Annotated in this window: 14 protein-coding genes; all 14 read right to left on the bottom strand. The window is 41.7% G+C overall.

The annotated features are described in order from the left end of the window. The 14 genes from Q1X33_RS12430 to Q1X33_RS12365 all read right to left on the bottom strand — a co-directional run bounded on the left by Q1X33_RS12430 (position 1) and on the right by Q1X33_RS12365 (position 17,440). On the bottom strand, positions 1–1,710 hold the full coding sequence (locus tag Q1X33_RS12430; RefSeq protein ID WP_005228482.1) for an ABC transporter ATP-binding protein: 1,710 nt from the start codon (positions 1,708–1,710) through the stop codon (positions 1–3). Positions 1,711–1,939: 229 nt separating this feature from the next. Beyond that, positions 1,940–2,341 (bottom strand): MmcQ/YjbR family DNA-binding protein, encoded by a 402-nt coding sequence (locus tag Q1X33_RS12425; protein ID WP_034869114.1) that lies wholly within the window; start codon positions 2,339–2,341, stop codon positions 1,940–1,942. A 289-nt stretch (positions 2,342–2,630) separates the two neighbouring features. Further along, entirely contained in the window at positions 2,631–3,245 is a 615-nt protein-coding gene (locus tag Q1X33_RS12420) for a LysM peptidoglycan-binding domain-containing protein (RefSeq protein WP_005228480.1), read from the bottom strand. Positions 3,246–3,573: 328 nt separating this feature from the next. Then, positions 3,574–4,857 (bottom strand): uracil-xanthine permease family protein, encoded by a 1,284-nt coding sequence (locus Q1X33_RS12415; RefSeq protein WP_016612741.1) that lies wholly within the window; start codon positions 4,855–4,857, stop codon positions 3,574–3,576. 49 nt (positions 4,858–4,906) lie between these two features. Further along, positions 4,907–6,262: a guanine deaminase gene (guaD, locus tag Q1X33_RS12410; RefSeq protein WP_005228478.1), complete on the bottom strand. Its 1,356-nt coding sequence runs from the start codon at positions 6,260–6,262 to the stop codon at positions 4,907–4,909. Between the two features lie 253 nt (positions 6,263–6,515). Continuing rightward, positions 6,516–6,791 carry a helix-turn-helix transcriptional regulator gene (locus Q1X33_RS12405; RefSeq protein WP_005228477.1) on the bottom strand — a complete coding sequence of 92 codons (276 nt, stop codon included), beginning with the start codon at positions 6,789–6,791 and terminating at the stop codon, positions 6,516–6,518. Then, positions 6,778–7,146, bottom strand: a complete 369-nt coding sequence (locus tag Q1X33_RS12400) for a type II toxin-antitoxin system RelE/ParE family toxin (protein ID WP_005228476.1) — start codon at positions 7,144–7,146, stop codon at positions 6,778–6,780. Before Q1X33_RS12400 ends, Q1X33_RS12405 begins: the two co-directional genes overlap by 14 nt. A gap of 168 nt (positions 7,147–7,314) precedes the next feature. Next, on the bottom strand, positions 7,315–8,649 hold the full coding sequence (locus tag Q1X33_RS12395; protein ID WP_005228475.1) for a hypothetical protein: 1,335 nt from the start codon (positions 8,647–8,649) through the stop codon (positions 7,315–7,317). Between the two features lie 230 nt (positions 8,650–8,879). After that, positions 8,880–9,896, bottom strand: coding sequence for a LacI family DNA-binding transcriptional regulator (locus Q1X33_RS12390; RefSeq protein WP_005228474.1), 1,017 nt, complete (start codon positions 9,894–9,896; stop codon positions 8,880–8,882). Between the two features lie 3 nt (positions 9,897–9,899). Then, positions 9,900–12,026, bottom strand: coding sequence for a glycoside hydrolase family 65 protein (locus Q1X33_RS12385; protein WP_005228473.1), 2,127 nt, complete (start codon positions 12,024–12,026; stop codon positions 9,900–9,902). Continuing rightward, on the bottom strand, positions 12,013–12,849 hold the full coding sequence (locus Q1X33_RS12380; RefSeq protein WP_005228472.1) for a carbohydrate ABC transporter permease: 837 nt from the start codon (positions 12,847–12,849) through the stop codon (positions 12,013–12,015). The genes Q1X33_RS12385 and Q1X33_RS12380 overlap by 14 nt, the downstream gene beginning before the upstream one ends. Positions 12,850–12,854: 5 nt before the next feature. Continuing rightward, positions 12,855–13,763: a carbohydrate ABC transporter permease gene (locus tag Q1X33_RS12375; protein WP_005228471.1), complete on the bottom strand. Its 909-nt coding sequence runs from the start codon at positions 13,761–13,763 to the stop codon at positions 12,855–12,857. A 60-nt stretch (positions 13,764–13,823) separates the two neighbouring features. Continuing rightward, on the bottom strand, positions 13,824–15,101 hold the full coding sequence (locus tag Q1X33_RS12370) for an extracellular solute-binding protein (RefSeq protein ID WP_301969708.1): 1,278 nt from the start codon (positions 15,099–15,101) through the stop codon (positions 13,824–13,826). A gap of 11 nt (positions 15,102–15,112) precedes the next feature. Continuing rightward, positions 15,113–17,440, bottom strand: coding sequence for a glycoside hydrolase family 65 protein (locus Q1X33_RS12365; RefSeq protein WP_301969707.1), 2,328 nt, complete (start codon positions 17,438–17,440; stop codon positions 15,113–15,115). Between the last annotated feature and the right edge of the window lie 13 nt (positions 17,441–17,453).

Here is a 17,453-nt window from a genome sequence, read left to right as displayed (position 1 = left end):
TTACTCCTCTCCTTTCTGTGTTGCGAAGATTTCTTGATAAATAGCATTGTTATTGGCTAAAAATTCATGGCTTCCTTCACCAACCAGACGTCCATTATCTAAAACGAAGATGCGGTCGGCTTTCACAACAGAGGCAATCTTTTGCGCGATGATGATCGTTGTCGTGTCTTTTAATTGTTTTTCAAACGCTTCGCGAACCAATTTTTCCGAACGAGCATCTAATGCACTCGTACTATCATCCAAAATCAAAATTTTCGGTTCACCGATCACCCCTCGAGAAATCGATAAGCGTTGCTTTTGTCCTCCAGAAAAATTGCTGCTGCGCTCGGAGACCGGCGCTTCAAACCCAGCGGTCAATTTTTGAATAAATTCACTGGCTTGGGCGATTTCCGTTGCGCGAGACATCTCAGATTCTGAGGCGTCTTTTTTCCCTTGCCGCAAGTTTTGGGCAATCGTTCCTGAAAAGAGGATCGCTTTTTGCAAGACAAAAGCGACCGTTTTACGCAAGCTTTGTTCATTGACTTCTTTCAAGTCAACGCCGCCAACTCGCACGACACCTTCCGTTGGGTCAAACAAACGGGGAATCAGCTGCGCCAGTGTTGATTTGCCGGCACCAGTCGCCCCTACGATCCCAATCATTTCGCCAGGTTTGATGGTAAAACTGATAGCCGTTAGGGCATTTTTTTCATCCCCAGGGTAACGGAAACTGACGTTTTCAAAAGCGACACTTCCAGACAACTCTTGTTCTGGGACATCTTGGTATTGCAGATCCGGTTCGGTATCTAGAATCTCTTTGATCCGTTTTAGCGAAACTGCAGCCCGCGATGTCATCATCATCATCATGCCGCCGATAATGATCGCCATCATAATTTGCATCAAATAATTCATGAATGAGGCAATTCCCCCAATCAAGGTTGGATCATCTTTCGCTAGATCACTGACAAAGAAGATCGCGCCGACGACGGCTAAGTTGGCTGCCAGCATAAAGGAGGGGATCATTACAGAGAACAAGGTTCCTACGATAATATTATGCTTCGTTAACGTTTCACTGACTTTGGAAAAGCGTTGTAGCTGGTTTTCTTCTTGAACAAAAGATTTCACCACACGAATCCCCATCAAATTTTCTTTGGCAATCCCATTGATTTTGTCGATCAAGTTCTGGATGATCATAAAGTGTTTGCCCATCCGTGTAAAGGAGAGTGCCGTAATCACTAGGACAGCGATAATTAGTAAGACGATGATCCACCAAAGTTGCGGCATGGTTGTCATCGCCAAAATGAAGGCACCGATAAATAAGAACGGGATGCGAAACAACGATTGCAGCGAGATCATCACTAAGTTTTGAATTTGCGTGATGTCATTGGTCAAGCGCACCACTAGGTTTCCTGCCGAGAAGGTTTCGATATTACCAAATGAGAATGTCTGGATTTTCCGAAACATCTCTTCCCGAATATCGGCACTAACGCCTTGCGCCACTTTCGCAGAAAAAATCGTGTTGATAATCCCTGCAACAAGGCCTAGCAATGCTAGCCCAATCAGCTGCATACCAATTTTTTTCATTTCATCATTGTTTTCGGTAATAATTGATTCTAGCACTTGCTGCAAGAGCTTCGGCTGCCATAATGCAGCAACGACCATTAAAATGACCGATAATAAGGCAATGCCGGTTGCCGCTTTGTACTTTTTGACATGGCGTAAGACCAGATCCATATACGTACCACTCCTTTGTGTTTAGCAGAAAAGACTGCCAAAAAATTTCGGTTGCACAACAATTTACCATGGATCACGACGGGAAACAAGCGAACAAATAAAACAAAAAGAGCTTTCATGAAAGCTCTTTGAAAATATTGCATAAATGTTGTCGAAAATAACGAATAGTAAAGGGATTATGATGATCCTCGATACTGGTTTGATTATTTTTTGTCGCTAAATCTTTGACTTACGATTCGCTGTTTTCCAGCTCACTTTTTTGTTTTTTTGTCAGTTTTTGTTTGACTAAATCGTAGGAAACCAAAATCATTTGTTCGATGTTTTCTTCCATCAAGGCATCAGATGCCAACTTGATGGTATTCCAATGGGTCTTATTGGCATAATACCCTGGAATGATGACGTCAGGAAATTGCTCTCGCAGCGTTTCGTTGACCTCGGGCAGATTTTTCAAAGTCAAAAACGCTGTTTCTTCTGGTTGTGGACTCATGATTCCAAACTGCTGTCCTACTAAATCAAAGTAGATTGCATCCCAATCTTCGCGATAATAGACTTTGGCTCCCGGCAAGCCTTCCCCAAATGCTTGAAATCGCTGCATTTTTTTTGCAATTTTTTCTTCAATCGATGTACTCATTGTGTGTCCCCCACTTTCTGCTATCAAAATCGCCATTTTCTGCCTCAGTTTTGACAGATTGAATCGCTTGCTGCTCTATTTCCTACTATTATACATGGTTGTCGTGGAAAAAGGGATTTTTTATCAGTGGCATGTCGACTGATAATGACGTTACATGCAGCTGTAAGCGGCGTTACATTCATTCACCTTTCTCAGAAGACACAAAAAAGCCCTCATCAGCGAGTAAGTTGTACTCGCCAATAAGGGCAATTGATTACTAGATGTCATGGACAAGATTCATTTGAGAATCTTAGTACCAACCATTTGCTTCCCAGAATGCTTTGGCAGCAGACCAAGAACCATAACGTGATGCAACATATTCATCGGCAACCTTTTCTTGGTTAGCAGCTGAATAGTCACCATTTAAGTAAGAGTTGGTTAATTGGTAACGGCCATAGTATTGTCCGTTTGTCGCTGTGTATGAACCACCAGATTCTTTGTTTGCGATCCATTCTTTTGCTGAAGCTTCTGAGCCGCTAGCTGAAGAGCTGTAGCTTGAGCTACTTTGTGTGCTTGCAGCAGATTGTGTGTTGCTTGATTGTGAAGCTGCTGGTTCACTTGGTTGTTGTACACTTGCTGCAGCAGTCGTGCTTGCAGATTCTGTATAAGTTGCAGTGCCATCTGTAGGGATGATCAATGCTTCCCCAACAAAAATCAAGTTTTTATCAGCAATCTCGTTTGCTTCAACGATCGCATTGATCGTATCATCAGAGCTATAACCATAAAAGTTAGTAGCGATTGTTGATAATGTATCACCAGATTGAACAGTGTATTGTTCGTCTGCAAAGGCGTCTTTCCCACCTAAGAAAAGGCCGAAACCGGCAAGGACAGCTGTACTAAGTAAAACAGTTTTTAAAGACTTCATATAATTAAATCTCCTTCTTTGAAACTCATTTTGCGTCATTTGAGATGACTCAAGCGCATAAACAAGTCTAACATCGAAGAATATTTCATAGGTAAAGAATTCATTACAGATGATTACGAAAACGACAGTTGCCTTACGTTTCGTAAGAATTTGAGAATCCTATCATATCAAGCTTTGTTCTGCTGTAATTTTCAACATTACAGTTATTTTGTTTTCAGGTAAACCAGTTAACCTTAGAAAACCTTTCCTATATTACAAAAAAACCTCTTTTTACACAGGATTGTAACAAAAGAAGGAACGAGACAAGGTCTCATTCCTCATTTACTTTCTATTTTTTCTTCACTGGGATCAATTTATTCATGACGATCGCCGCAATAGCGCTTAAAGCAATCGGTGAATCTAATAAATATTGTAAGAATTGAGGCGCAGATTCTTTGATTTCTGCTGGCATAAACAACAAGCCGATGGCAATAATCAACGGTACCCCGATAATATACAACTCCCGCTCGGAAAACTCTTCATTCTTAATGACCCGAAAGCCGCTCAACAAAATAATGACGCAGACGACCGCGAACACGCCGCCGATGACAGCAGAAGGTACTGCGTGAATCAAGGCTGAAAGTTTTCCCATGAAGGACAATAGGATAAACCAGACGGACGCCATCACAAAGACTTTTTTACTAGCAACCCCTGTGATCGAAATGATCCCTGCATTGGTAGAATAACCAGTTACAGGTGTCGTTCCAACTAAGGCGGCAACCAAGCAGCCTAACCCTTCACCGATCACGCCTTTATTGATCTGTTCATCCGTAACAGGTTCTTCTGTCACAGAACTGACCGCGTACCAAGTTCCTGTTGTTTCTGCTAGGAGAACCATATAGATCACTAGCATCGTTAAGATCGCTGAAACATCAAAATGCAGGCCATAGTTTAGAAATACCAGTTTTGGCAGACTAAAGAAAGAAGCATCCGCCACCGACTGAAAATCAACGCCTCCCATAAAGGAAGCAATCACGGTACCGATAACCAAAGCAATAATGACCGAACTGATTCGGAAGTATTTTCCCATTCCTGGAAAATAATCGCCTAACATGGAAAACAAGATCAAAATCGCAGCAGTAATCGCAGCTAACAACATGTTTTGATTGGCACTTAGAGTTTCAGTGGCAGGATAGATATTGCTAGTAAATGCTGTTGGCAGCAGCGTCAAACCAACGATCATGATGATCGTTCCACTGACGATCGTAGGAATAAAATGACGAACGATATACTTATAGATGCCAGTAAAACCTAGTAAAATGACTGCTGCGGCACCAACAATGCTGGCACCTAACACCGTGTCCATACCGTTGGCACCAAAATAAATACCGATGATCGCTCCAACGGGTACAAAGGATGGTCCTTGACATACGGGTAATTTCAAGAAAAAGAGGACTTGGATCAAAGAAGCGATCCCTGCTCCTAAAAAGGTCGATTGGATCAAACCTGATGCGTCTGAAGAGGACATTGCCACCGCGGTTGCGATAATAAATGGCGGCACATACACGTCCATTGCCAACACATGCTGTAATCCTAAAAGTACTGCTTGACCAAAGGGAATGTCTTCATTCATTCCGATCGTTAAATGTTTGTTTTTCGTTGATTCCACTGTCTCATTCTCCTCATTTTTCGTGTACTTTTTTTCCTTGGACCCAGACTTGGCGAATATTTTGCATCGTTGCTAAGTACAGGATTTTTTGTAATCTTGCTTCGGGTGAGGTGAACACACCGAAGTCAGGCAAAGGATTTTCTTTTTGTCGCGTATCGATCACTTGCACATCAAACGCATACCCTTCTTTGATGACACCTACTGGTAATTTCAGTGCCTCACCGCCGCCTTTTGTCGCCAATGAGAACGCATCGATCACGGATATACGAGAATCAGCTACTCCTCGTGTGTTTTGAGGAAGCGTGACATCCACGCCATCTTCTAACATTCTCGAAGACATCACAGCTTGTTTGATGTTGTCATACAAACTCGGTGAAAAACCGCCGGAGATATCCGTTCCTAAACCAATCGTGACTCCTTGTTCTTTCAAGCGCTTGATTGGGATCACGCCATTGGCAAAGTAGGCATTTGAAATGGGACAGTGCGCAACTGCGGCGCCGGTTTCAACAAAACGAGCGCCGTCAGCTGGGCTGATGAAATTGCCATGAGCCATCACTGCTTTTTCACGCAACAAGCCGAAATCTTGCAGCACTTCGGTATCCGTTTTGCCAAATCGTTCTTGAACAAAGTCATGTTCCCATTGCCCTTCACTGCAGTGGGTCTGAACATGAACATCATATTTTTCAGCCAATGCGCCTAACCCTGCCAAGCCTTCATCGGTACAGCTGGGGACAAATCGCGGAGTGACCACAGGATAGACGCCTTGAGGTGCGGTCTTTGCGATTGCTTGTACTTCTTGAATAAAACGTTCTGTATCCGCTAATGCCTCTTCTGTTGACGCATCCCGATAAAAAGCAGGATTGGCTTGAGGATCGTCCATAACGACTTTTCCGACTAATCCCCGTTGACCAAGAGCGGCACAAGTCTTCGCCAATTGAAGACTCGCTTCTAGATGGATCGTTGCAAAATAAAGAACCGTTGTCGTTCCTCTTGCCAACAACTGTGCCACCAAATCCTGATAGACAGCTTTGGCAAATGCTGGATCGGCATATTTTGCCTCCAGCGGAAACGTGCATTCATCTAACCAGACATTTAACGGTTCATCTAACGCGATCCCTGCTTGCGGCCATTGTGGTGCATGGACATGCAGATCGACAAATCCTGGTAAAAAGCACTGGCCTTCGGATAAAGCCTGAAGATTCTCTGATGCTTTTGCCAGCTCTACCTCATACCCTTGATCTGTTTTGGCAGTGACTTTCGTGATGATCCCTGCGCCATCGACTTGAATCAAAGCTTCTTCTATATATTCTAGTTTTCCATCAGTTGGCGTATGGAAAACATCTCCTTTAAAATAGCGAATGGTTGCCATTTGTTTGATTTCCCCCGTTCTCTAAGACATTGTCAGGAAAAAGCCGTTCATTTAATGTTCCTTTTTCACTAACACGATGTTCTTATTTTAACGCTATTCGAAAATAGTGCAATAAAATTCACTATCATAAAGGAATATAAAACGCTGAATGTTCGGTTTTTATTCGATTTCAAAAAAAAGACACCGTCTAGAAATAAGACAGTGTCTGCTTTTTGAGAATATTCGCTTGGTTTATCTATAACTAAGGCGTTACCTAAACTAGACTAACGGTCAGGGTTTTTCCGAGGGCGGAAGCAAGTTTGGATAATGTTTCGAAACTTGTATTATCCCCTCTCTCAATACGTGCAATGGTTGACTGAGGAACAGCGGCGAGCTCTGCAAGTTCTCTTTGTGTGAGTCCTGCACTTTCTCGCGCTTTCATCAATGCTACAGCACTAGCAAGTTTCGCTTTTTCAGCTTCATATTCAGCTTTGAATTCAGTGTCTTTCATTTTTTCTTTTAAAAAATCATTGAATTTAACTGTTGGCATCTTTGATCTCCTCCTCAAATTCTTTTCGGATCTCTATCGCTTTTGCTATTTCTTGAATTGGCGTCTTCTGCGTTTTCTTGGTGAAACCATGGGTAATAATGAATTTAGAACCTAGCCAATGAAAATATAAAGCTCTTTGAATGTTTCCTCCCATTCCTGATCTCAGCTCAAATAGGTTATCTCCCAGTTTTTTCACCCATTTCATTTTTTGAGCGATCAGTATTCCATGTTCTTCCACATTCGCAATGACTGCTAACATTTTTTTCTGGTCTTTCTCAGGTAACTGTTCAAAAAACTCAATAAATTCATTGTGTCCATTTGGTCGCTCATAAAACTCAAACTTAGGTTTGTCCATACACAAATGATAGCATATATGCTATCATTTGTCGATTCAAGTTACCGTTCATTATTCTTTCTTAGACTTTATTCCCTATAATTGGTTTCATCTTTTTTCTAGTTGATACAAAACTACTTAACATTCTCTTTGTCGATTACACCGAATCAACTCCAAATCATTTCTCCATCATTTTTCTTTACGATTCCTACGAAAAACCACCAGTCCGCCTACTAGCAAACAGATTACTCCTGCAATCGAGCCCCATTTTGCTGGCTCTAAAAAGCTTTGGATCCTTGAGGTCTGATTCGTTTCCGTCGTTCCTGATAGCTGAAACAAGAAAGCCAGCGGCTGATGTTCAAAACGAAGAATGACAAACAGGAGTGTCATCAAAAGAAATTGATGTACCAGACTCCCTTTGCTTTGTGTGGCATACTTGGCTAAACTCTGCTGCTCGATTGCTTCGGGTTTTGCCGCCAAATACTGTTTCGTAAGCCATTGATTCAATCCCGCATTAAAGAAGCTAATGACGAATAAACTTATTGGAATCAGTGTGTCGCTGCTGAACAGAAGAACACCTGCCATCAGCCCAAGTAAATATGTTGGTACCAGCTGTTTTTCTAAACGATGAGCGAGTTTTCCTCCGAGAAACATCGCGCCAAAAAGGCCCAGTGCATATGGTAAGTAAACGTGCGTGCTTAGCGCTTGTGCTCCAAATCGACCGGTAACATACACCGAGCCGAAAAGAAAAAGAAAGTTTCCGATCACCCCACGAATGAAGGTGAGCACATTTAGATGAAGTGGCTGTTTCCACGAGCGGCTGCGTTTCGTTAAAGTGATCAGCAGCAAAGCAAAGAGAAACAAGAAGCCAGTAATCGCCCATTCAAACAGGGCATTCGACTTGATCAGCCTTGCTGCTCGCAAGCCAAACAGTAAGAGAAAGAAAAAGAAATACAACAAAAACTGCTTGTTGAATAACTGGTTGCGCTGCATCAACGGTCTTTTTGGGAGGTTGTTGAAGGTTTGACTACACTTAGCTGCCAGCACAAAGAGTGCAAAATAACTGCCAAATAGACCAATGCCTTGAAGGTCATCAGGCAACCGTAAGGCAAAGAGTAAAACCAAAAGATAGAACAGCGCCTCCTTCCAATCATTTTTCAGCGGCTGTTCAGTGAGCTTGGCTTTTTGGCGTACCATCAGTTCAGCTGGCGGCAGCCAAGAAGCACTGATCCCCAACAAACCAGCAGCTGGCAAGAGTGCCACGCTCCACCAAGTGCTCAAGATACCCACCAATGCGCCGGCACCGCCGATCAAGACACTTGCTGCTAACAGCGATGGTGCGAAAAGCGCCGTAAGCGTCTGTAAGAAAAAGACCCCTGTCATGCGAAAGGTATAAAAGAGCGCAAAGGCTAATGCTGCACTTAGTGACTGCTCTTTGCTCAAAGATAAAAAATAAAGATACGGGATGATCGTGATCGTATTGCTGATGATCAAAAGTGCGGTATGGGATTTGAAAGCTTTCATCGTCCGACTCCTTGGTTTGATTTAAGGTTCCATCTTTCTTCTATCCTACACCTTCAAGCAATCCTGTCAACTTGAGGGAGCTTCTAAGCGATTTCTCTCGTTTGACAAGCCACTAAATAAAGGCAGAAAAAACATGCAAAGAGGTTTACTGTTTCGTTTCAGACTTACTCTAAAAAACGTAGCACAGATTCCATCAAAGGAAATCGTATGCTACGTTCAATCGAAACACTTTATTCGATTTTCCCCACCGACTGTCGCACTTTTAATTGATGAGGACTAATTTTCCGATGGCTAGTTTCTGCTTGATTGGTGATGATGTCTGCTAGTAATTCAGCTGCTTCATAACCGATTCGTTCCATATCTTGGGCAACGGTTGTTAATTCAGGCGTTACATAACTAGCCAAAATAATATCATCGAATCCAATGACCGAAATATCTTCAGGAACCCGCAAGCCCATATCTTTGATTCCACGTATCGCTCCGATTGCCATAATATCACTGGCACAGAACAATGCAGTGATTTCTTGATTATTTTCTAGCAAATTTTTACAAATCAAGTAGGCAATTTCTTCTTCGTAATTTGCGTATTGAATATAGGATTCATTTACTAGCAAACCGTGAGCTGCCAAAGAAGCGCGATAACCTCTTTCTCTAAGTTCACTGACATTGGCATCACGGCTTCCGTTTATCATGCCAATTTGTCGATGATTATTGGCAATCAAAAAGTCCACTGCTTCTTGCGCCGCTTTTTCATTGTCAATCGAAACCAGACCAATCATAGGGTTGTCGATTTCCATATCGATCAAAACAGTCGGCAAAGAGGTTTGCTGTACTTCTTGGTAGTATGGATCTGTCGTTTTTAAGCCTTGAATCACTACTCCAGTGATATTGTGCTCATTGCAGAACTGACTAAACGTTTTCTGCTTTTGTTTCTCGGTGCTTGTTCCATAAAAGACAAATTCAAAATCTGATTGATCCGTATAGCGATAGACCCCATTCAACACTTCCAAAGGCATCGTTGATTTTCGATTAAAATTCAACTCGTTTAAAATCAAGGCGATCGTTTGTTGTTTCTTCGAAGACAGTGTCCTTGCTGCCATATTGGGGGAATAATCTAATTCTTTCGCTATTTTTAAAATGTCTTGCTTGGTTTGCTGGTTGATATCACTATACCCATTAAAAACTTTAGATACAGTCGCTATTGATACGCCGGCTGCCTTTGCCACATCGCGAATCGTTGTTCGCATTTGCTATCTCTCCTTTATCCAGATACCACCATCAGTCTTACTAGCGATCAATCGTGTTTCCTCCGCTAACTGACAGTCAATACATTGATCCTTTAAACTGATTTTAACAGGTTCTCCTTGATAAAAGAGCGTAAATTTTAGTTCTTTTATTTTCTGTGGCAAGTGATTCGCTAATCGCAGCCCTTGATCGTAATACAAACCAGCAAATCCGTAAATCAAGCTCAGCCAGCTTCCGCCCATATTGGCTGCGTGAATGCCATCGACAACATTTTTTTGTAAATCCGTTAAATCCATCAAAGCCGTATCCATGAAATAACGATACGCCTTCTCAGAATCCCCAATTCGACTCGCCATCACGCTGAAAATAGAACGAGATAAGGAAGAATCATGCGTCGTTACTTGCTCGTAATAATCATAATCTTTTTTTAATTGCTCAAGACTGAAATCTCCTGTATAAAGCATTTGTGCCAAAACCGTATCCGCTTGTTTACAGACCTGATGTTTGTAGATGACCATCGGATGATAATGTAACAGGAGAGGATACTTTTCAGCCGATGTAGTTTCAAACGGCCAGACTGCTTGTTCTAAGAATCCATCATCTTGTTTGGTAATGCCTCGCTGTTCATCGTAGCCAAAATACATTAAATCGGCTGCCTGCTGCCAAGCACTAATTGATTCTTGGTATTTTCCAAATCGCTGTGCTAACTCAATTGCGTAGTAAAGATTGTTTTGAACCATCTTATTCGTATAAAAATTATTGTTAACAAGAGCGCTGTATTCGTCAGGTCCGGTCACTCCATTGATACAAAAAGCAAGCTTGCCGTCTTTTTCTACCAGATCGCCATAACTCAACCAGAATTTTGCCGTTTCAAAAACAACATCACTACCCACGGTTTCAATGAATCTCTCATCACCTGTCACCCGTTCATACAATTGGAATGCATACACGATATCCGCATTGATATGAACTTGAGCGGTTCCCGCTGGATAGTAAGCACTTGTTTCATGTCCGTCGATTGTCCGCCAAGCAAATAATGCTCCCTCTTGCCCTAGCTCCTGCGCCCGTTGTTTGGCTTGTGGTAAGATGTTCCCCCGATAAGAAAGTAATGCTTTGGCAATTTCAGGATTCGTAAAAATAAAAAACGGTAAAAGGTACATTTCCGTATCCCAGAAGTAATGACCTTCATAGCCTTCCCCCGTCAATCCTTTGGCCGCGAAATTTGTTCTACCATCTCTTCCTGCTCCTTGATTCAAATGAAATAAATTGAATCGAATCCCTTTTTGAAGAATTGGGTCTCCTTCGATTTGAATATCACTGGCTGCCCAAAAATGCTGGTAGCTTAGTTGCTGCTCTTGCAAGAGAACTTCAAAATCGGCTAACTCTTGTTTAAAAGGTGTTTCGGGATTTTGATTATCTTCAAGTAGTTTCATTTGGAAAACCGTCGTAAGCGTTTCCTCTGATTGTAATTGCTTTTCGCCATTGATCACTCGAATTGCTATGCTTCGTTGACTAGTTTCAGCTGTCCAAATCGCATAATCCTGAAAATCAGCTTTTCGTAAGCGATGCGCTTTACTGGCAACCCGAGGATCATCTGTTTGAACAATTGCTGCTTTTTGTTCCATCGGGTGTGTCATGTAGATTGGTTCCGAGAAATTTGTGTTTTTAATCTGATAATGACAGATGTAAAGCTCACTTCGTGCCATTGAGGCAAAAGACTGCATCACCAGTTCAAAAGTTTTACCCAGTGGCGTTACTACTTTATAGGATTCATCCAACACGCCTTTTTTCAAATCTAAAGTCATTTTTATAGGCTTTATTTGCCATTCTGAAGCACTAGAGTCCTCGTCACCAATCTGTAAGCGCACGCCTCTTAGATTTGGCAGTTTGATGATCGTCTGATGCTCTTTGGCATAGCCATACGCCCATTCACCGTATTGAATCGGCTCACTATCAAAAAAACCGTTAACAAAGGAGCCCGAATTTCCCGCATAGTGCTCATTAACTTTTAAAGGATGCCCTGCCCGCACGCCAATTTGACCATTACCAACTGCAAACAATGTTTCTAGGTACTCGTGTGTTTGATGAGAAAGTTCCTCTGCACTTACTTTAAACGAATCATTTTTCGCCATCCATTCGCACTCCTTGTAAGAAATATTTATTGAACAGCAAATAAATGATCACAATGGGAATGATCGTGATCACACTTGCCGCCATCGTCTGATCCCATCGTACACCACCATTTCGACTTTGGAAAGTCTGCAACCCTAGAGTCAAAGTATATTTACTTGGCGTAGTCAAATATAGCATTGGTTTCATGAATTCATTCCAAAAGCCCATAAAAATAAAGACAGCTTGTGTCGCGATCGATGGTTTTGCTAATGGCATCACGATACGAAAGAATGTTTGAAACCTTCCCAAACCATCGATCGCAGCAGCTTCTTCCACATCTTTAGGAAACGATAAAAAGAATTGGCGCATCATAAAAATATTCCCGATATTGATGGCAGCCGGTAAAATCAAGGCCGAAAAGCTATCTAACATCCCTAGATTCATCAAGATCAGGTAGTTGGGAATCAACAAGACTTGAGCTGGTACCATCATCAATGCCAAAAAACCATAGTAAATTCGTTCACGTCCTGGAAAATTTAACCTTGCTAAGGCATAACCTGCCATCGTATTTAATAAAATATTGATGGTCGTTCCAATAACCGATATGATCACGGAGTTTAAAAACCAGCGCATAAACAAGGAGGAGCGCCCTAAGACATAACGAAAATTGTCTAGAGTAAACTCATTCGGAATCAAGCTCATATCTCCAGAAACAATTTCTCTATAAGGTTTGAAAGATGCAGCGATTGCCCAAATAAAAGGATAAAACGTCAACACTGCATAAAGAATCAAGATTATATAGAGAAGGATTTTCAATAGTTTTGTTTTCTCTTTTCCTTTCATTGACGTTACCCTCTTTCTTTGTTCAATTTTTCTGCTAGAAGTGATGTAGTAAAAATAATGATTGCCAATACAATCGCTAATGCAGCCGCATAGCCCATCGTGTTCATTTGTCCAAAGGCGTATTGGTAAATCATTAGTGACAAGGTCAGAGTCGAATTGTTGGGTCCTCCTGATCCGTTCGAGAAGATATACGCCTGATCAAACATCTGAAAGGTACCAATGATGCCCGTCAGCAATACATAGGTAGTGATTGGTCTTAGATAAGGAATCGTAATATATCGTAATTTATCCACGGTTGTCGCGCCATCGATCTCCGCTGCTTCGTACAACGAATGAGGCAGATCAACTAAGGAAGCCAAATAGATCGTCATATAATAGGGCACGGTCGACCAAATATTCATCACCATAATCACTTTCAACGCATAGGCCGGTTCTTGTAAAAAATTGATTGGTTCTGAGTAAAATCCTAAATTCATAAATAAGTCATTGACTGGACCGTAAATATTAAAAATAAACATAAAGATGATCGTCAACGCTGAACTAGAAGTTAGAGTCGGTAAAAAATAAATCATCCGAAACAATTTTTTCCCTTTGATTCCTCTGCTACTTAAAATATACGCAATGATCAAAGCAAAAATCGTTTGTAATGGAACGACGACCAACGCGAAAGTGGCCGTATTTCTAAGTGCAATTCGTGCTTTTTGATCGGTAAAGATACGTACATAATTCTCTATCCCTTTAAAAGAAAACGTATTGGTAAACAAATTGACATCGTTGAATGATAGATAAAAAGCAAAGAGAACAGCTAAGACGAAAAAGATTCCTACGACAATAATTGCTGGAGCCAGAAAGAGCCACGCCTGTCGGATTTCTTGCCATTGGCTTTTTGTATAGTTGTGTTTTTTTCGTTCCATCGTGTTGTCACCTTTCTCCAAAGAAAAGAGGGAGGGTCTCCCCCTCTTTATAATGTCTGACTAGTTTGCTGTAATATCCGCATTCGCTTGATCATCGGCAGCTTCCATCGCTTCTTCAAAGGTCATGTTTCCATTCAAAGCATTAGGTAAAAAGTTTTGATACGCTTTGTTGATGGTATCTAGAGTGGTTCCATTTTGCCAAATCGTTGCATAATCCCATGCCTCTAAGTGAACATTCAAGTCACTATTTTCAGTGATTTTCGCTGCATCTGCAACATCTTGGCGACTAGGCAAGGTTCCTGTCCCTTCTACCCAAGCTTGCATACCACTTTGTCCAGTAGCGTGTTGAATCCACTTATCTGCCAAGGCACTTTTTTCAGTCCCAACATATTTTCCCCAACCGACAGAAAACATCATTGACCCTTCCGTTACTTTATACGTTGGCATTTCTTTTACAACAAAAGGAATATCAGGAAATTCTGTCTTCAGTGTCTCATACACCCAGTTTCCTTCATCCATGATCGCAATTTTTCCAGAACCAAAAGCTTCGCCGTTCCGACCTGTTCCGATGTCTTGCGGGGTAACCGCTGCTTTCGTATCGACCAATTCTTTTAAAATTGAAAGATTATCAACTACTGCTGGGTCAGCCAAATTAGCCGTCCCGTCTTCATTGATTGGTTGAGCATTTTCACGCGTTGCAAGATGGTAGTTACGAGCCATATCTTGGTTATAACTCATGGCAAAAACATTCCCTTCACCATAAGCTTCATTGATTTTTTCTTGAAACGATGGTAGCCATTCGACATACGCTTCAAGAGTGTCTGGTACTTCATCGATCGATACACCAACTTCATCAAAAATCGCTGTATTGAAATAGAGTGCTAAAGTTGACATATCTTTAGGAACAGCCTGCAGTTGTCCATCCGAGGTCGTAAAAGCATCGATCAAGCTATCATAAAACTGTTCACTTTCAAAATCAGCCGGATCCAATTCTGCAAGTGTGCCGTTCTCCGAGAACCATGGGAACATATAGGCATCCACATAAAAAACATCAGGTGCAGTTCTACCCGCCATATCAGCTTGAATTTGGGTGTTATAATCGGTGTATACTTTCTTTTCAACTGTAGCACCCGTTGCTTCTTCAAAAGATTGGATCATTTCATCCAACGATTTTTCTTCCGCCTCATTTCCACCCCAAACACCGATCGTTAACGAATCCCCCGTGAAATCCGTTTGATCTGTCGAACTACTGGTGTCTTCGTTCCCGCCACAAGCTGCCAGCAATGCTGCTACAGACAATAGAAGCCCTGTTCCTACTACTTTTTTCCATCCAGTCATTTTGTTTCCTCCTAAAAATTGATTTTGATTTGTTCTTTAAGCTGATAAACTTTATCAAAAGCGATAAACTCGATCGCTTGCTCCCCATGGTTAGTGACCGTAAAACCTTCCTGTGTGACTTCAATCCGTAATGGCTGTTGGTGCCACATAATACCAAAATCAAGTGCTTCCCAAGCCTTTGGTAAATGTGGTTCAATTCGTAACTGGCCGTCTAAACAACGCACGCCCCCATAACCGAAGACTGTCATTTGCCAAATCCCACCGAGTGATGCTGCATGGATCCCTTCATTGGAAGACAGCATATTCTCCCCCATGTCGATATTGATCGCTTGTTGAAACAGGTCATAAGAAAGTGCTATTTCCCCTAAATCAGCAGCGAGGATGGCATGTGTCGATAATGACAAGGAGGAATCATGGAGCGTTTTTGGCTCATAGTAATCCCAATTCAACCGTTTCTCTTCTTTTGGAAAAAGGTTCTCAAATAAGAACAAGAGCAAGAGGACATCGGCTTGTTTTGATACTTGCATTTCATTGACTTGTTCTAAGTTATACTCGTGGAACAATGTGCCTACTTGCGAATCATTTTTATACTTGGTGAGATCGATTTCTTTTTTCGACAAATAGGTATCGTCTTGTGGAATGATTCCTGCTTCATTCGGCTGTGGTAAATAAATTGCAGCTACTTTCGCTTGCCATTCTTGATACGCCTCATTTAACGGCAGTTTTTCCGATAGTTTCCCAAAAAGTTCCGACTGGTTCTTTTTCAGCTCATCATATAATGAGATTGCCAATTGAATGTTCCAGTGCGCAGTATGATTCGTGAATGCATTATTATCGACATGCTCCTTATATTCATCTGGTCCAACGACGTCTAGAATTTCATAGCGTTTGTTTTCTTCGGACCACTCTAAACGACTCGCCCAAAAAATCGCCGTATCAAAAATCACTTCATAACCTTTTTCCCCCGCGAATTGTTGATCATTCGTTACATCGATAAATTGCTTGATGCCATAAGTAACATCACTGGTAATATGCTGTTCAATAAACCCTGACCAAATTTTTGTTGGTAAGCCTGTGATAATATCCGCAGCGCCCCAAACTGGCGTAGTTTCACCATCTTCAGGCCAAGCAGCTTCCCACGGAAATTGGGCGCCTTGATAGCCGTTTTCAGCAGCTTTTTTGTGGGCACCAGCCAAACCTAAATAGCGGTAAGTCACTAGTTTTTTGGCGATTTCTGGGTGTGTGAAGGTAAAATAAGGCAACATAAAAATCTCAGTATCCCAAAATGTATGTCCTTTGTACCCTTCTCCCGACAGGCCTTTGGCACCTATGTTCATGCGTTCGTCATGGGCTGGTGTCATCACATGCAGGTGGTATTTCGCAAAATGAATCGCTAGTTGATCTAGTGGGTTCTCTGTCTTAATGTTGATTGGAAAAACGGACCAAACTTCTTTGTCCCATGCCGCGGCTGAAGCTTTTGCTAATTCCTGATAGCCGTTTTTACGAATCTCTTTTAGCTCTTCAAGAGCAATCCTCTTCAACTCTTGTGGTGATTTCCCTAAATATTCTTTATCGATACTGGTATAAACAGAAGAAAACTTCTCAATCTTTAACATCTCATTTGCGGCTAACGTTTGCCAATAACGATTGTAGATTTTTCGTCTACCCATCTCGATCCGTTTCTTGGTTTCATCATAGCAATCTACTGTTTTTTCTAAATTATGTGCTGTGGAAAGAACAAAGGCGATGTTAGATTGAGTGGTCTTTGGCATCATTTGTAAGAACCGATTATCGACGAGTGATTTGTCTCCTTCAGTAAAATGCTGCGAACCACTATTTGTCATCTGTCCATCAATACCAGAAATAATTTCCAACGTGACTTCTTTTCCTAAATTCTTGATCATCACTTGTTGCGCAAACACATGCTTTTGTGCAAAGGAAACACATCGCTTAAAGGTCAGTTCGACATTGATCTGACCATGCTTCCATTGAAAGGATCGCGTTAGTTCCCCTGTTTTCAGATTTAAGCAACGTGAATAGTTTGAATAAGTGCCTTTTGATAAATCTAATCGTTCGCCATCAAAAAGAAGTTCCATCCCTATCATATCAGGTACATTGGGCAGCTCAGTCACTTCATTTTCGTCGAATTTATCAAAGGTTCCTGCGACAAAAAGATTACGGGTTTCACCAACATATTTCTCTTCTGTGGCAGAGCGCATCCCCAGATAGCCATTGCCCAAGCACATAATCGCTTCTGCCTTGCCTAACCATTTTGTATCAAAGGCCTTTTCCGTAATTTTCCATGGGTCTTCTTTTAAATACTGCATTGCTGTTTCCATTTTTTCCTCCTAG

This window comes from Enterococcus sp. B2E4 (assembly GCF_030499455.1).
In the GTDB taxonomy this organism is placed as follows: Bacteria; Bacillota; Bacilli; order Lactobacillales; family Enterococcaceae; genus Enterococcus_D; species Enterococcus_D casseliflavus.
The sequence above is the reverse complement of the archived record's forward strand: the minus strand, read 5'-3'. Positions and strand labels throughout refer to the sequence as shown.